A 16,894-nucleotide genomic window follows, 5' to 3' on the forward strand; every position below is an offset into this window, starting at 1 on the left:
TGGCCATGAAGTGGATTACCCGCGAGCGACCAAAAATTGACCGTATAGCCTGCCCCTGGCTGATCAGGAGATTCATAGACCCCGAAGCGGAAATCATCTTCGTTCCCTTTGAGCAGGTGCTGGAAAAGGCTGCTGCCTTACCAGCCACACCGTTTGATATTCCGGGCGTGGAATACTCCCACTATGACGATAAATGTACCTTCGATTATTTTCTCCTCCGGCATAACATTCAGGACAAAGCACTGGAAAGAATCGCTGCAATAGTACGCGGCGCAGATACGGACCGGCACGACTTTGCACCACAGTCAGCCGGACTGGAAGCCATCTTCGCCGGGCTGGCCCACAACATCCGGGATGATCACGCCCTGCTCGACCTGGGCATGGTGATTTACGATGGCCTGTACAGCTGGGCCACTCACCTCTATAGTCATAAACACACCCAGGCGGGACCTGCAGAGCAAATGCTGCTGACAGTATTACACCAGTACCTTGGCAGAAAGAACAAACAGAAAGTACCGCAATGGGCCATGGAGCTGAAAGCCATTCTGCAGGACCAGGTAGATTCCAACATGGCAGCCAATCTCAAAGAGGTGTCAAAAGAACTGGATTTGAATCCGGCCTATCTGTCGCGGGAATTCTCCAAGTACTTCGACAATATGAGCTATGGTGATTACATGCGCAAGCTGCGGATCGATAAAGCTATTTCCCTTATAGAGACTTCCGATTACTCCCTCACTGAAATAGCTTACCTGACGGGGTTTTCAGATCAGAGCCATTTCACCCGTATCTTCCGCTTACATACCGGCACCACACCGTCTGACTATAAAAAAAGTATCAAAAAAAGTAAAAAATCTTCCAATGGTTAATCCCGTGCTATTTCCGGCCACCGGTTAATGGTAGCATTGTGGTATGAAAAATTGTATTATATTTTTGCTATGCCTGCTACCTGTATGCATCCGGGCACAGCACAACTCCTTTCCTAAAGTAGCCGGTTATGTAGGTATCTTTCATCCTATCGTCACTTTTGGTAATGGTGACCCCAAATTTAATTTTAATGGCTCCTATACCGGTGGTCTCCCTACGGGTATTAACATCTGGAAAAGCAACCGGATAGGATTTTCATTTGAAGTAGTGCCCATCATTACTGCTTCCAATGGCACGAGTAAAATGAGCAATTTTGTGTTTCATCCCGGTTTGCTGGTAGCATTAGGCAAAGGCTTTACGCTGGCTAACCGGCTTGCGTTTGAAACCAATGGCAGGTATGGTGTTACGCCTGTTTTAAACAAGGTGCTGATCAAAAAGAAAGATCATGGCTACTTCTTAGCAGTGCCGGTACCGGTAAGGTTTGGAATTAATTTGCCAACTACAGTGAGTGTAGGCGTGCAGGTGGGGATTACGTTTTAATTATTGTTTTAGGGAGATGTAAAGGCCGCAGAGATAAGAGATTCTGGCTTACACTATACATCCACATCCAACCCGTTCACCATCCTGATATACTCATACTGCAAGTCCTCATGCAGCGTATCTATTGCCTTCACTGATTTTTTCAGCAGCTGCATATAGATGTTATGTATTTGAAGATTCCGCTTACTCACCATGTGCGCGTCTTTCATGTGCTGACAGATATACAACAACAAGTCTGCTTCGGTTTCTTTATCGCCTACATATCGTATATACTTGTTGGTGATACGAATAATCTTTCTCAATTTCTTTTTTGCGAGATAGGATTTTTCCCGGTGGATATCTGCAAAGGCCTCGTCTATTTCTGCTTTGATGGAGGCGACGTATGCCGGCAGGTCTTCTGCCTCAAACAGCAGGTAGGTCAGTAGCTCCTTATTCTCTGCTTTAAATTTCGCCAGGCGCAAACATATCGTCACCAGGCTTTCGTGTGGTAAAGTTTTTAATTCTTTCTTTATATCGTTTACTGATGCAGACTTCATAATTCCAATTATTCAACAGGCTGGGGCTCACTTTTACCGTCCAACCAGGAATTAAAGATAGTATAGAAAACAGCCATTATGATGGCGCCTTTGAAAATTCCTGTAAATCCCCACGCTGCTGCGCCTCCTATCACACCAAGGAATAATATTAAAAACGGTAACTTCCCGCTTTTCGCAATCAGCAAAGGTTTCAATATCGCCTCTCCTATTTGCAGCGCCGCGCCATAAATAATGAGGAACACCGTAATGCCCGGATGCCCCTGTGTGGCCATCCAGATGATCACCGGAATCCAGATCACCAATGGCCCAATCTGTATCAATACTACCAAAAATACCAGGGCTGACAGCAACAGTGCGAAAGGTACTCCACCAATGGCAAATCCCACCCAGGATACCACGCCTGTGATGAAAGCCGTTCCCATAACGCCTATGGATACACCCTTTACAGCCATAATGGTGGCATCCAGTAACTCTTCTCCATCCTTTTTACCCAGCAGGTGCTGTATGGCCAACCTAAAAGGCCGCACCGCTGTTTGGCCGCCAACGAGGAAGAATGCTGAAACAATGATCCCGATGATCAACTGCAACGCCGCACCAATGATTTCCGCACCACTGCTTACCACATGTTTCACCACTACCCCTACCTGCCTTTCATGCCCAACAATCGTAGTATGTGGGTTGGCACGCAAACTCTGCCAGTAAGCACTAATATCAGGGCCTATATAGGGTAAATTCACCATCCATATGGGCAAAGGCGGCAAGCCATTTTGCCTGGTTTCATTTACCCACTCCACTATTTCCCGCATATGCGAGCTAATGCCGCTGATGATATAGGTTACCGGCAATGCAATCACTGCCACCAGCAGTATCGCATATATTACGGCTACCAATGTACGCCTGCCACGCATCTTTCCCACCATTTTTTCAAACAACCCATGGAAAGACACGGAGAATATCAGGGCAAACGTTAACACCCCAAAGAAAATATGTAATACCTGGTAGAGTGACAACAACAAGCCTAATAACAATAGCAATACAAGGATCGTTTCGATCAGATTTCTGGAGCCGGGGCGAAAACGCGCATTCATAAGCATTACTTTTCGGTAGTATGAATTTACTACTTATTGGGCAGGTGTAAAAAAGATGTGTCAATAACACCCTTCTGTGTAGAGACGCCTCGCAGGCGTCTATCCGAGAAAATCTGCTTCACATTCTTCGCTAAAATAATCTCATGTATATCGATAATTATCAAATAGATTTTGGAGGAGATTATGTTTGATAGACGCCTGCCAGGCGTCTCTACACCGTAATTAGAACTATTATCTTTTAGCAATAATTTGTCACCTTGTAACACTAAATAATATTATCATCAATCATCCTCCTCCTTTTTCTTCTTCTCCAATATCACAAACCCGCTCCGCTTAGGCGCCGGCATTACTGCCTGCTCCCCTTTGAAGTACTTCCAGATTACTTCATTTAACTCCAGGTCCGGTGCTGCATCTTCTTTCGTAAGATCGTATTTATCAGATTTTTTACTACTCTCGTTCACCGCCACATTGCGCTCTTCCAGGTTTACCAGCGCAGGCTTTACGGTATAGGGCGTAAAATCAGGGGTGGCAGTAAAACATTCATATAAAGGTAATGCCGCCGCATCATACTGGCTCATCGGAGGCAGGCCCAGTATCAGCTCCATGGTACGCAAAAAACCGGAGGTGGAATACATGTTATGCACCACCGCTTTCCTTTTTACATATGGGCCGATTACGAAAGCCGGCGAACGGTGGGCATCTACATGGTCGGGGCCGTTTTGGGCATCGTCTTCAAGGATGAATACCACCGACTCCTTCCACACCGGGCTGTGCGACAAATGATCCAGCAGGCGGCCGATGGCCAGGTCGTTGTCCGCCACGGCGGCCCTTGGGGATGGCTTGCCCTTGCGCTGACCACTGGTATGATCATTAGAAATACGGATGGTACTAAACTGCGGCACCTGGTTAATGGCCAGCAGGGAATCGAAGTCGTGCTGCCAGGCATCTACGCGCACCTGATCCTTAATGTCCATATCAAAGCCCGGGGAATAAGGCGACATATGCCCCTGCAGACTCTTCAAGTTCGCTTTATTATAAGCACCAAACTCTCCATAGCTACGATAGCTCAGGCCGGCACGCTGGCAGTAATCCCAGATAAACCCATCCTTAGGATACGTCACCGGGCGCCCGCCTTCGTAGTTGGTGGTACCACCGCGATTACCATAAGTAGTAGGCCATGTTTTTTCCACCACATCAGTAGCGTAGGCTGCCATGCTCCAATTATGCCCGTCCGCACTTACTTCTGCATCCACATAAAAATTATCCAGTAACACAAAATCCTCCGCAAATGCATGGTGGTTCGGGGTAATATTTCTGCCAAATAGAGTCAGGGAAGAATCACCGTTACCTTGTGGTAAATCACCCAGCACCTGGTCGTAGGTACGGTTTTCCTTGATGATATAAAACACGTGTTTAATGGGCGACACCTCCCCCTGCTTCCTTGGAACAGGGCTCCCTGCTTCGCCATCGGCGAGCAAGGCTTTAGTATCGGAGAAGGGAGTATTGGCATATACCTGACGGGTATACGATTTCAACTGGTCCGCTTTAGGCGCATCGATAAACGACAGCGTACCCTTGAAAAGTCCTGCAATATATTGGAGTCGGCTATTGGCCGTACTGCCCGTATGAATACCACTGTTATCCAGCTTACTCACCGGCTGCGGACCTTGTGGATTTGGCAGCGACGTATTGCCCTTACCGTTAGCCACAATAATTTTTGAACGCAGCACTTTCACGCTGGTAGGATACCAGCCAACGGGTATAAAGCCCATACTTTCACTATGCCCCGGAACGGCGGTGTTAAACACGCTCAAACAGTTGTTATCCGCATTGGCGATGTACAGCGTTTTTTCATCCCTGCTAAGCGCAAGGCCATTGGTAGTAGAGCCGCTGAGCTGCGTTGGATACAGTGTGGTCGAAATGGTTTCGATCACTTTGCTGTCCGCGGTATTGATGACGGATACCGTATTATCGTTGGCGTTAGCCACATATAGTACCGACCCTTTCCTATTCAGCAGCAGTTCATTCGGGTGGTTACCAACGGCAATCAGGTTATTGATCGTTGCTGTGGCGGTATTCACAACGGCTACTGCCGCTGCTCCCCAGATACTTATGTATAACTTACTTTCATCGGGCGACAACACACAGCTATACGCAATATCCGGCAGCTGAATACGATGCAGTATTTTTTTGGAAGCAGGATCAATAACATATAAGGCACTATCTTCTTTAGTGACAGTATACAGACGGGTATTTTTATTGTTCACTGCAATTCCTGCGGGGCTGATTTTTTGTGCCGGCCACGGCTTGCCGAGGCGGATGGTATCGGCTTTGCCCAGCTTGCCTTTGCTAACCGGGAAGTTTAATATCCAGTTATCATTGGCGCCGGAGGCATAGAGCTGCTTTTCATCTTTGGTGAAGGCAAGGCCGTACCAGGCTTTTCCCACCACGCAGCTATCGAGCACCGTGGCAGTGGAGGGGTCTATTAGTTGTATGGACTGTGTACTTTGCCCGTTGTTGGTAACAGCGAGGTATTTACCGGAGCTGCTTAGCTGTGTGTTCAACGGGAGGTCGCCCAGTGGGATGGAATGCCCGGCGGGACTCAACTTCCAACCATTCGGCAAGATGATTTGCCGGGTATCCTGTTGCAATCCTGGTGTTTGTGCAAAGGTGCTGAAGCCGGTAAAGGCTAACATCGACAGCAAAAATAATGATGGTTTCATACTATGTAATAAGCTGTTGGCGCAATAGAAATGCGAAAGTAATCAAAGTGGTAAAGGATTTTTCCGCGCTATATTATCTTATTGTTAAACCCTGATTACTTAAAAATACTACATAGGTTTTGTATTGTCAATGGGCCGTTTCCAGCCAGCGGAGCAGCTGCGATTTTTCATCGCGGGTGAGTCGCGCTGCAGGATGCAGCCAGGTATAGGATGCCAGGGGCATTTTCCCACTTTGCACCTGCTCCCGCATGCTGCTGAGTTTATTTCGCTGCCGTTTGGCGCTGTAAGCACCAAACTCATCAAAATTCAGTTCGGTTTTTCCATCGCGTATATGCGCGTATGTTAGCCATCCAACAGGTTGAATATTCGTATACCAGGGATAGTTAGTGTGGTTACTATGGCAATCGTAACAGGCGTTCACCAATATCGTTTGCACTGCCGGAGGGATGGCGTAGTAAGCAGTAATACTTTTATCACTGCCACCCTGCGGAGGTTTAGCTGGTCTGAAAAATTGCAGTACTACAAATACTACGAGGAATACAATAATGATTATTCGCATGTCAGGCAGATGGTATCAATTGGTAAAGAACGCTCCGGATGTGCTTTCCACGGGCAGGCGTCATTAGTACGCGCACCCGCAGAAAGCGTGTTTTTTATCTCTCTGTAAAAAATTATTGTATGACCTCCTTAACAGTACCGCAGGTAGGCATTTTACTACCGAAATATGGATTTTTAATATCCGCCGTTTCACTCAGCCACATACCGCCTTTGTCATTGTTATACATGGAGCAGAAGTCGTGGTACAGTGGCTGTCCGCCGCCAAAGCCCTGCACCAGCGCATATACATCTTCGCTCATTTGCGCAAAGTGCTCCCGCTGATGCGCAATGTCGCCCGCATTTTTACCGATATGCTCCGCGTGTTCCCGCAGGTCTTCTTCATTTTCTGTGTACAAGGTTTTTTGTTCCGGAGTCATCGCATTTTTATCAACCGCTGCCAGCGCTGCTACCATGGCCTTTCCGGCATCCGCCGCTTCCGTGGCATTATCGCCAGCAAGACCATTTTTGAGATGCAGGTAATGATCGATGACGGATTTAAAGGAAGCAGCTACGGCAGGATCTACATTGGCGAAAGAAGGTTTCACCGCATTATTCGTGGCTGCCACGGAGGTGGTATCCGCAGGTGTATGTGCATCGTGCGACTTACTCTCGCTGTTATTACAGGCTACAAAAGAAACGGTGGCCACAGCCAGGAGAAGGATGTTTTTCATGTGTTGTTTATTTGATTATTGAATAGTTTCTTTAATGCTGCCACAGGTAAGCATGCTATCCCCGAAATAGGGATTCCGGATGGCTTTATTGCTACTCAGCCAGATGGCACCCTTGTCGTTTAACGCCATCGGACAGAAGTCCACATACAGCTCTCCACTGGCCATGCCGGCGGCTTTCAGCAATTGCAACAACTGTTCACTCAGTGCGGCCAGTGCTACCCGTTGCCTTTGAATATCCGCAGTAGCGGCTATGCCGGCCGCACTGGCACCTACCTTATCAGCCCCAGGCAGCTGAGCGGCCACCGCAGCCATAGCATTGGCGGCAAAGCGGGCTTCCCTGGTATTTTCATTTGTAAGCGCGGTTATCAGCTGCGCATATTGTTCATACATCGCATGGAGCTTATCATCATTTACCCGAAGGGTAGCTACTGTACTATTTGCTTTTGGCACTTCCTGCTGCTTTTCCTTTACAGGCGCACTATTACAGGCAGCGATAAACAGTAGTACGGCTATAATTAATTGTTTCATCAGCTTTAATTTTACAGTGCAGCCATTGGATCGGCACCTTTTTTAAGAATATATTCCGAATACAGCAGGTAAGCTCCTGTGATCACTACTTTATCTCCTTCCTTCAGGCCTTCCGTAATTTCCACGGCATCAAAATCCTCCATACCCGTACGTATCCTGCGGGGTGCAAACTTGCCAGGCGCTGTTTCCAGCCATACATGTGCCCCCTTACCATCGCGGATCACGGCATCTACCGGCAAACTGATCACATTCCCTTTGCTAGCGAGTGGCAACAGCATATTCACCTGCTGCCCCGGCTGCCACTGGTTAGCCGGATTAGGCACCGTACCACGTATCTGCATCAGTTGACTACCCGTTTGCAAAGCCGGATTGATGAACTGTATCGTCATCTGCTGCGGTTCGTTTTCATAACCTGCCACCAGCACTTTCACCTGTTGCCCTACCCGCACCAGCGCGGCTTCCGCCGGGTATACATCTGCTTCGGCCCATAGCTGCTGGTAGCCTTCCAGGCGCATCACTTCCCCTCCTTCGCTTACATACTGCCCTTCGGTGGCGGTTATCTGGGAGATGATACCGCTGGCGGTTGCAGTATAGGTCACGTAGGGGTCCACCTTACCGGCCGCGGTGAGCTGCCGGAGCTGTGCTTCCTGCTGATCGTACAGCAATAGTTTCTGTTTTGCTGCCTGCTCTATCTGGCGGAATTTCTGGTCGTCCGGAAACTGCTTCACCTGCGCCACCGCCAACAGGTACTCCTGTTGCAATGCCGCCAGCTGCTCGGAATAAATCCGGTATAAAGGCTGGCCTTTGATAACCTTCACGCCCGTTTCCTTCACGTACAAAACTTCCAGTCGCCCGGGTACCCGGCTGGAAATAACCGCCGTATTCTCCGGGTTGGTAACCAGTCGCCCGTTCAGCTGCCGGAAGTTGGACAACGCACCTGTACCCACCACCGTAGTAGTAATATTTGCCAGCGTGATCTGGCTTTCCCCCAGTGTTAGCGTGGCGTCTTTATTATTCTTATCAAAGGGGACCAGGTCCATGGCGCATATCGGGCAGGTGCCTGGCTTATCCTGCACAATCTGCGGGTGCATCGGGCAGGTATAGGTTTGCTGGTGTGCACCGGCAGCTTGCTGCTCACTGTTACCACTACACGCAGCAAATAAAACAGCCGGCATTACTGCCACCCACGCAACTGATTTTAAGAAATCCATTCTTTTCATATGCGCATTAATTTTTTGTTCTGATAAAACTTTCACTATCTACCAGGTAATAGGCATTGGAAGCTAGTTTCCAATCGCCGATCGCCGTTTTTACCTGGATCATGTCCTTCACTTTCCAACCTGTTTCCACTACTTTGGGGATAAATGCATTTCCTTCTTTTTTGAATACGACAGACTTATTCCCCAGTTGCAGCACTGCTTTTTGCGGCAGCCACCAGCCTGCACTTACCACCACCGGCAGGCTTGCCTGCAGCAACTGCCCTGCCTGTAGCGCATGGTCCTTCAGGTATACCCTTGCCATGGTAAAGTTCACACCGTCTTTAAAGCGGGGCTCAATTAGGCCGATATGCCCTGATTGCATGGCATCTTCATTACTGGCAGGGTAAAATAATAGCTGCTGTCCCTTCTTCACCATGGCGGACAATTGTGCCGGGAAGGCAAATTCAGCTACCAACGAAGTTGCCTGGTAAATGGTAAAAAGCGACTGTCCGGCAGTTACGTACTGCCCTTCCCGTAGTAATACCGGGGTAGCAGCAGGCGCCGCAGGTGCCGGTGTGGCAGCCGTGGTAGTAGCCCCCATACCACTCATGCCATCCCCGCCTGCGGCGGAAACAGCAGGCATGGCCGCTGTTGGTGCGGCTGCGGCGGATTTCTCCAGAATATAGCCGTTTGCGTTACTGTATACTGGCACACGATATAATACCTTTCCGGTTTTAATCACCTGTTCTATCTGCGCCGCCTGCATACCTAATAATTGCAGTCGTTGCTTAGCTGCGGCCAGCATGTTGCCACCGGTTTGCGCTACATATAGCAGCTCCCGCTGCGCTGCCGCCAGGTCAGGTGAGTACACCTCCATGATCAGCTGCCCTTTTTTCACCGGCTGGTAGTTGAATTTTACGAGCAGTCGCTCCACCCGGCCTCCCACCCTGCTGGCAATGCTGGTTTGGTTCCTGTCGTCATACGTCACAATCCCGTTTACAACGGTAGCGTATACACGCGTACCTGTATCCGCACTAATCACGGGGATCGCCGCAATTACCTTTTCATTCACCGGCCGGGTGAGGTTAGCTACGCTGCTATCCACCGGATGCTCCGCGTGCCCGCTTTCCATTGCGGGCGGCTTTGGCTTGCACGCCGCCAGCGCCAGCACAGCGAAAGTTATTTTAACGATATAGTTGTTTCTCATAATCCACTATCATTTCGTAGAGTTTTAATTTTTCGTCCAGCACGTTCGACTGCATCATAGTAAGTGCTTCCCAGGAGTCGATCACGTTACTCAGTGCAAGTTTGTTTTCCTGGTAGTTCAGGAAACTGGCATCCAGCGTTTGTTGCAGCGCCGGCACTATCTTCTCTTCCATCGCACGGATGCGTGTTTGCATGGATTGTATTTCATACTGCATCCCATACAGCATACCCTGTGTTTCCTGCAACATGGCCGCCTTTTCTTTTTCCATGGCCTGCACGTTGTAGGTCATCGCTTTTATTTCCGACTTATACATTTTGGAAGCCCAGGGAGCAATGGGAATGCTGACCATGCCCATCGCGCTGAATGCCTTTGGCATTGCGTTATCCAGGGGCGCCATGTGGTCAAAGCGCAGGCGGAAGTCCGGCTTCTTCTCTTTTTTCATGCCTTCAATATTGAGCTGCATGGAGCGGATGCTTTCATTCATTTTCACGATATCCTGTCGCGCTGTTGCCAGCGAAGCCGTATCGTAGGAAGTGGCCATGCGAAACTGCGGCTGGTAGCTGGTATCAATTTCAAAAGGTTCGTTACCGGCGGCATTCATCAGACTGTTGAGCCATGCCCGCGCCCGGGCAATGTTGCCTTCCTGCATGCGGATCATATTACGGTTGTCCTCAATTTTTGCATCCGCTTTGTAAACGCCGCTGAGCTGCGACTGGTTATAAGGATAGCGCACCGCTTCGATCTGCTTCATGGTGAGCATGATTTTTTCGTTTTGTTGCAGCACGGCTATACGTTGTTGTGCAATCAGCCAGCTATAGTACAGGCGTTTAGCCTGCGACTTCAGCTCGTTGAGCGTGATACCACGAGTGGCCAATTCCACATTGCCCTGCGAAGCGATGTATTTCTTTTGAGCGGCCAGCTTGGCGGGGTTGGGAATATCCTGCTCCAGTTGCAGCATCAGGTTGCCTTTATCGCGGCCGTCCATGATCATCTGGCCGGGATAGGGTGTCATGAAAGTTCCTACGCCTACCATCGGCGCCATCCAGGCGGTGGCCGCATCGGCGCTGTATTTGTAACCTTCTGCCTTTAGCGCATAGGATTGCAGGAGTATGTTATGTTGATCCACCCGGTGCAGGATTGTGTCCAGTGACAATACCGGCACTGTTTGTGCCTGCATGGCCAATGGCAGTCCAAACAACAGGAGGAATAAATATTTAATGCTGTACCTCATGAATTTCGAGTTTTCCATGCTTACGTAATTCGTATTCTTTCGTCATTAAAAAGATCAGCGGTGTCACCAGCAAAATATGGGTGGAGGATGTGAGCACCCCGCCAATCATGGGCAGCACAATAGGTTTCATTACATCCGTACCTACGCCGCTGGCCCATAGTACCGGCACCAATCCGAAGAGCGACACACACACCGTCATCAATTTAGGGCGCAGCCGCTTAGCGGCGCCGTGGATCACGGCGTGGTATAAATCTTGCCGGGTAATGGTTTCCGCTGAGTTGCCCTTTGCTTTCACCAGTTGCATCATGGCATCGTTGAGGTAGATCACCATTACAATCCCTGTTTCCACGGCGATCCCAAACAGCGCAATGAAGCCTACGGCTACTGCTACGGAGAGGTTCACACCCCAGAAATAAATCATATAGGCGCCACCGATGAGTGCAAACGGCACGGTAATCAAACTGAGGAAAGCTTCTCTGATAGAATGAAAGGCAAAATACAGGGAGAAGAAAATGATGACCAGCACCACCGGCGCTATCCAGAGCAGTGTTTGCTGGCCACGGATCAGGTTTTCATATTGCCCGCTCCATTCCAGGTAGTAACCCTGTGGTAAAATGCCTTTGGACTGGTTCATTTTTTCTATTGCTTCGCTTACGGTGCCGCCGAGGTCACGCCCTCTTACATTGAACAGTACTGCGCCCCGGAGCATGGCGTTATCGGAGGTGATCATGGGCGGGCCATCTACAAACTTAACGTCGGCGATGGAGGACAGCGGTACTTCTCCCATAGTGGCAGACATCACGGGGATGCGCCTGATCTGTTCCACGCTGTTGCGGTAGTCCTGAGCGAGCCGCACGCTGATGGAAAAGCGCTGTCGCCCTTCGATAGTGTTGCCGATGGGAGCGCCGCCCAGTGCGGTTTCCACGGTCTGGTTTACATCATCTACGGTAAGGCCGTAGCGGGCAAGATCGCCCCGGCGCACATCAATGTCCAGGTACTTGCCACCCGTTACCGGCTCTACATACAGGTCCGCGATGCCCGGCGTTCCTTCCAGCGCTTTTCTTACGCGTTCGGATACGGAGGCAATGGTATCCAGGTGCTGGCCATATACCTTCACCCCTACGTCTGTACGAATACCTGTGGCCAGCATATTGATCCTGTTGATGATCGGTTGCGTCCATCCGTTTACTACTCCCGGGATCTGCAATTTTGCATCGAGTTCGTTGATGATATCTTTTTTTGTTTTGCCTTTGCGCCACTGGTCTTTAGGTTTTAGCATGATGATGGTTTCAATCATGCTGATGGGCGAGTTATCTGTGGCCGTGCTGGCGCGGCCAGCCTTACCCAGCACCTTATCTACCTCCGGTACGGATTTAATGATTTTATCCTGTACCTGTAAAATACGTTTGGCTTCTGCGTTGGATACATCCGGCAGGGTTACCGGCATAAACAGGATGCTTTGCTCATCGAGCGGGGGCATAAATTCACTGCCTAAACTCTTCAGCAGCGGGATGGTGATCACGAGTGCAATCACATTGATGGCGATAGTAGTTTTACGCCATTTGAGTACCCCACGGATAATGGGCTCATACACCTTTTCCAGGGCGCGGTTGATGGGATTATCATGATCCGGCCGGAACTTCCCTTTCATAAAAAAGGAGATCAGCACCGGCGCCAGCGTGATTACCAGAAAGGCATCCACGATCATAATAAATGTTTTCGTATAGGCGAGGGGGTGAAACAATTTACCTTCCTGGCCTGTGAGCATAAACACCGGTAAAAAGGAGGTAATGATGATGATGGTCGCAAAAAATACCCCCCGGGATACCTGTTTGCTGGATTGTTCGATCACCTTCAGCCGTTCTTCTTCCGATATCCATGCCGGCGATTTTTTAAAAATATTTTTCAGCCAATTCATGATCTGCTTAGTTTTTTTGTTGTTGCTGCCATTGTTCGTACCGCTCTGCCAGGTGCTTGTAGGCGTTTTCGCTCATGATGATGCCATTGTCCACTATCACCCCGATGGCTAGTGCGATGCCGGTTAACGACATGATGTTGGAGGAGATACCAAAAGCGTTGAGCAGGATAAAGCTGGCTGCCAGTGTTATAGGTATCTGAATAATGATGCTGAGCGCGCTCCGCCAGTGAAACAGGAAGATGATCACCACAATAGATACCACGATCATTTCCTCTATCAGCGTGTGGCGGATGGAGTCTACCGATTCCCTGATGAGCTCACCACGGTCGTACACGATATCAAACTTCACCCCATCCGGAAAGCCTTTGGCCACTTCCTGCATCCTGGCTTTCACTTTGTCGATTACGGCGGCAGCATTTTCCCCGTAGCGCATGACCACGATACCGCCTACACGCTCTCCTTCCCCATCCTGGTCAAAGATGCCGAGGCGTGTTTCGCCGGTCATCTGCACGGAAGCCACATCGGCTATACGAATGGGGATGCTGTTCTGCGTTTTGACGGGGATATTGGCTATTTCCTCCATGGATTTGAGGTAGCCGGAGGTTTTGATGATATAGCCGATATCGCTCAGTTCGAACTTTCGGCCACCGGATTCGTTGTTGTTAGCGCGGATAGCGTTGATCACTTCCGGAACAGACAACCGGTAATACAACAATTTATTAGGATCGATAGTGATCTGGTACTGTTTCTGAAAGCCGCCGAAAGAGGCGATTTCACTGACGCCTTCCACGTTTTGCAGGGCGAATTTGATGTACCAGTCCTGCATGGCCCGCTGTTCGCCCAGGTCCATGCCTGGAGCATCCAGTGTGTACCATAAGATGTGACCTACGCCGGTACCGTCCGGGCCCAGCTGCGGTGTTACGCCTGCAGGTAAGGTGCGTGAAACGGTGCTTAACCGTTCCAGTACGCGTTCTCTGGCCCAATAAACATCTACATCTTCATTAAAAATTACATAGATGAAGCTCATACCAAACATGGAGGCGCCGCGTACATATTTAATTTTGGGCAGGCCCTGTAAGTTGGTAACGAGTGGGTAGGTGATCTGGTCTTCTATTAGCTGTGGCCCCCGGCCCATCCATTCCGTGAACACGATTACCTGGTTTTCTGACAGGTCGGGAATGGCATCAATAGGATTTTTTTTGACGGCAAATATGCCCCAGGCAAACAAAACGGTGGCCAGCACCAGCACGATAAAGCGGTTGCGCAGGGACCATTCAATAATACGATGAACCATAACTGTTCTTTTTCTGTATGGTGACATATGCCACCAGGTTACGGTCATGGCTGCACGTACCTGTTACCGGCAGGTGTGCCATTAGTTAGTAACCATTAAAATTTTTTAGGGAGAGATCAGATCCTGCGCTGGCAAAGCCCGGCGGCTGATGCACAGGAAAGCGGTAGTAAATGCCGGAAATAACGGGGAATCAGATACGGTAGGTACAGTGGAGTATATGTACGGGTACTTTGGCATTGCCCGGCGGCGCGTTGCTCACCGGATGTTCGGCTACCAGGGCAGTGATGTAAACGGGTTGCAGCCCCATAAAATGCACGGGCGTAACCACTGCCAGCTGCTGCATGGCCGCCATCGCGGAATCGGTAACATGCTGGTCGTTATCATACTTCACTGTTTTATGCTCATCCTTGCAGCATTTTTTTGCGCAGGAAGGGCGCTGGTTGTCGCCGCACTTGCTGCATACCTGCTTGTCCTTGTCGCTATGCCACAGGTTTACCGTTATCAGCTTACCCATGCAGTAGTGCATATGCAAGGTGGCGCCGGTAGAGGTACCCATGTACAAAAGTGCTAAAATTAATGCGACGAGTTTTTTCATTATACGACGAAATTACTGCGCCGTACGCCGCTGTTGTTACATAATTTTGAATTTTTTTTACATAATTTCAGGGAGCCCTGTACATCTGTACCCTTCAGCGGCTAATTCAGACCATAAATTCAGATATTGCACCGGTAGTTGACAACCCCGACACACAAAATGCCAAATATTACTCCTACATTTGGTCCCGAAAAATTGATGAGGAACAAGGTATTGTTTGGCGCATCGCCCCCGAGTAGACCAATAATCTGATAATACAGCACACCAAATGTCAACCCGGTTTTGGAAAATGTGATTCCTTCATTACCCTTACAACGCCTCCTGACGCGCGATTCAGCAACTTTTTATTGAACACAAACATGTACTATGCAACACACAGACAAATCGCTACAACGCAAGGTTAACTTTTTACTGTACTACGCTGTCATCAGCACCTCCATTTTTTTGGTATTCATTCTTTCTTCTTTTGTTGGGAAAGATAAAAATCTTACTGCGGACGAAATTACCGTAAAGCGCATTACCGTAGTGGGAGAAGACAACCTCCCAAGGATGGTGCTGAGTAACGAAACCAGGCAGCACTCCGGCAGAATGGAGGGCAAAGAGTTCCCCAAACGTGAAAGACCCGCAGGCATTATATTCTTTACCAACAAAGGCGATGAATGCGGCGGCATCGTGGCGGCTACCACCGCGAAAGACGGGTCCGTAAATCACGGTATGTCGTTTACCATGGACAACTATCACGACGACCAGGTGATTCAGCTCCTCAACGATGAAACCTATGAAAACGGTAAAGCAGAAGTTTCACGCGGATTGATGTTTAATGAATACCCGGTGGGCAGTAACCTCAACGACCGCATGGCGAAAACGGAAGAGCTGAAAAAAATTGCAGACCCTAAAGAACGTGAGGCTAAGATTGGTGAACTGTGGGATAAAGAAGGCGCTAAAAGAAGAATGTTTATCGGCAGAAACGTAAACGCCGACGCCGGTGTATTTTTATATGATGCCAAAGGAAAGCCGAAGATGAAAATTTATGTGGATAAGGCGGGCAATCCTAAGATTGAAGTGCGGGACAGTACCGGGAAGTATAAGAATATTATCCAGCAGTAAACCAGTGAGCGTTTACTGCAACCATATACATTTGCAAAATCGGGGATTCAGACCCCGATTTTGTAATTTATACCACTACCATCCTTCACAAATTGCTATGTTAGCATCCTTGTAATGTTGCACTCATCAGCAATTAATGTGTTTAAGATGTAATGAAGAACAAGTATCCGGAACGCAACTACATGCTAAGTACTAAAAAAAGTTATGACCCCATACCACTGTATCCACATCGCACCCTGCGTAGCTATATTACTATCCAGCCTTTAATAATAAAAAAAGGTCATTTTTTTCAACTACCATAAATTGTTTGTTTTATGAAACGCATCCTCCTTTCCTTAGCATTCACCACGCTGCTGTTTGCAGAGGGCAACAGCCATTCCTTATCAGGCACATTAAACACAGCGGTCAATACTCTGTCAAAACGAGCTACTGTTGTTACGGTTACAGTTAACCTGATTACTCCGGGATTACCAGCGGTAACATCCCAGGTAACCAACCTCGCAACGGGTCAGGTTGTGTACACCACCACTTTTGTCAGCGTACCTCCGGTTGCCACCTGCCAGTTAAGTGTTAGTGAAGGCGATATTGTACGCGCAGGCATCCTGATACTTGGTTCCGGAGTGTTTAACACACACACCGTAACTGCTGCAGATATAGCTAATGGAGGGTTTACAATCACGATCTAAGGAATTTAAAACAAAAAGAGGCTGTCTCAAAAGTAATTTGAGATAGCCTCTTTCTATTTTTAGAAAAAAAAAGGCTTTTATTAAGGTTTTGTGTTGATAAATAGTCTTCT

Annotated in this window: 16 protein-coding genes; 4 read left to right on the plus strand and 12 right to left on the minus strand. The window is 48.8% G+C overall.

Annotated elements, in window-relative coordinates; translation table 11 throughout:
* The first annotated feature begins 5 nt into the window (after window positions 1-5).
* The gene (locus BUB18_RS24095; RefSeq protein ID WP_073085958.1) at window positions 6-866 is read left to right on the plus strand and encodes a chromate resistance protein ChrB domain-containing protein; all 861 of its coding nucleotides are present in this window, start codon (window positions 6-8) and stop codon (window positions 864-866) included.
* Window positions 867-909: 43 nt separating this feature from the next.
* Complete coding sequence (locus tag BUB18_RS24100) at window positions 910-1,404, plus strand: hypothetical protein (RefSeq protein ID WP_073085960.1); 495 nt, start codon at window positions 910-912, stop codon at window positions 1,402-1,404.
* 53 nt (window positions 1,405-1,457) lie between these two features.
* Here the strand turns inward: BUB18_RS24100 and BUB18_RS24105 are convergent, their stop codons facing one another.
* The 12 genes from BUB18_RS24105 to BUB18_RS24160 all read right to left on the minus strand — a co-directional run bounded on the left by BUB18_RS24105 (window position 1,458) and on the right by BUB18_RS24160 (window position 14,991).
* The gene (locus BUB18_RS24105) at window positions 1,458-1,940 is read right to left on the minus strand and encodes a hypothetical protein (protein WP_073085962.1); all 483 of its coding nucleotides are present in this window, start codon (window positions 1,938-1,940) and stop codon (window positions 1,458-1,460) included.
* A gap of 8 nt (window positions 1,941-1,948) precedes the next feature.
* Window positions 1,949-3,028, minus strand: coding sequence for an AI-2E family transporter (locus BUB18_RS24110; protein WP_073085964.1), 1,080 nt, complete (start codon window positions 3,026-3,028; stop codon window positions 1,949-1,951).
* A gap of 281 nt (window positions 3,029-3,309) precedes the next feature.
* Window positions 3,310-5,751: a bifunctional YncE family protein/alkaline phosphatase family protein gene (locus BUB18_RS24115; protein WP_073085966.1), complete on the minus strand. Its 2,442-nt coding sequence runs from the start codon at window positions 5,749-5,751 to the stop codon at window positions 3,310-3,312.
* A 127-nt stretch (window positions 5,752-5,878) separates the two neighbouring features.
* Complete coding sequence (locus tag BUB18_RS24120; protein ID WP_073085968.1) at window positions 5,879-6,310, minus strand: heme-binding domain-containing protein; 432 nt, start codon at window positions 6,308-6,310, stop codon at window positions 5,879-5,881.
* 112 nt (window positions 6,311-6,422) lie between these two features.
* A complete protein-coding gene (locus BUB18_RS24125; protein WP_073085971.1) occupies window positions 6,423-7,019 on the minus strand; it encodes a DUF3347 domain-containing protein in 597 nt (198 codons plus the stop codon).
* A 15-nt stretch (window positions 7,020-7,034) separates the two neighbouring features.
* Window positions 7,035-7,547, minus strand: a complete 513-nt coding sequence (locus BUB18_RS24130; RefSeq protein ID WP_073085973.1) for a DUF3347 domain-containing protein — start codon at window positions 7,545-7,547, stop codon at window positions 7,035-7,037.
* Between the two features lie 11 nt (window positions 7,548-7,558).
* On the minus strand, window positions 7,559-8,767 hold the full coding sequence (locus tag BUB18_RS24135) for an efflux RND transporter periplasmic adaptor subunit (protein WP_073085975.1): 1,209 nt from the start codon (window positions 8,765-8,767) through the stop codon (window positions 7,559-7,561).
* Between the two features lie 7 nt (window positions 8,768-8,774).
* On the minus strand, window positions 8,775-9,953 hold the full coding sequence (locus BUB18_RS24140; protein WP_073085977.1) for an efflux RND transporter periplasmic adaptor subunit: 1,179 nt from the start codon (window positions 9,951-9,953) through the stop codon (window positions 8,775-8,777).
* Window positions 9,931-11,184 carry a TolC family protein gene (locus BUB18_RS24145; protein ID WP_218588099.1) on the minus strand — a complete coding sequence of 418 codons (1,254 nt, stop codon included), beginning with the start codon at window positions 11,182-11,184 and terminating at the stop codon, window positions 9,931-9,933. Before BUB18_RS24145 ends, BUB18_RS24140 begins: the two co-directional genes overlap by 23 nt.
* Complete coding sequence (locus BUB18_RS24150; protein WP_178372199.1) at window positions 11,168-13,102, minus strand: efflux RND transporter permease subunit; 1,935 nt, start codon at window positions 13,100-13,102, stop codon at window positions 11,168-11,170. The genes BUB18_RS24145 and BUB18_RS24150 overlap by 17 nt, the downstream gene beginning before the upstream one ends.
* Window positions 13,103-13,109: 7 nt before the next feature.
* A complete protein-coding gene (locus tag BUB18_RS24155) occupies window positions 13,110-14,396 on the minus strand; it encodes an efflux RND transporter permease subunit (protein ID WP_073085983.1) in 1,287 nt (428 codons plus the stop codon).
* 190 nt (window positions 14,397-14,586) lie between these two features.
* Window positions 14,587-14,991 (minus strand): HYC_CC_PP family protein, encoded by a 405-nt coding sequence (locus BUB18_RS24160; RefSeq protein WP_073085985.1) that lies wholly within the window; start codon window positions 14,989-14,991, stop codon window positions 14,587-14,589.
* 366 nt (window positions 14,992-15,357) lie between these two features.
* On the opposite strand from BUB18_RS24160, the gene BUB18_RS24165 reads away from it, so the two are divergent.
* On the plus strand, window positions 15,358-16,098 hold the full coding sequence (locus tag BUB18_RS24165; RefSeq protein ID WP_073085987.1) for a hypothetical protein: 741 nt from the start codon (window positions 15,358-15,360) through the stop codon (window positions 16,096-16,098).
* Window positions 16,099-16,412: 314 nt separating this feature from the next.
* Complete coding sequence (locus BUB18_RS24170; RefSeq protein ID WP_073085989.1) at window positions 16,413-16,784, plus strand: hypothetical protein; 372 nt, start codon at window positions 16,413-16,415, stop codon at window positions 16,782-16,784.
* The last annotated feature ends 110 nt before the right edge of the window (window positions 16,785-16,894 follow it).

The sequence above is a fragment of the Chitinophaga jiangningensis genome (assembly GCF_900142605.1).
GTDB classification, from domain to species: Bacteria; Bacteroidota; Bacteroidia; order Chitinophagales; family Chitinophagaceae; genus Chitinophaga; species Chitinophaga jiangningensis.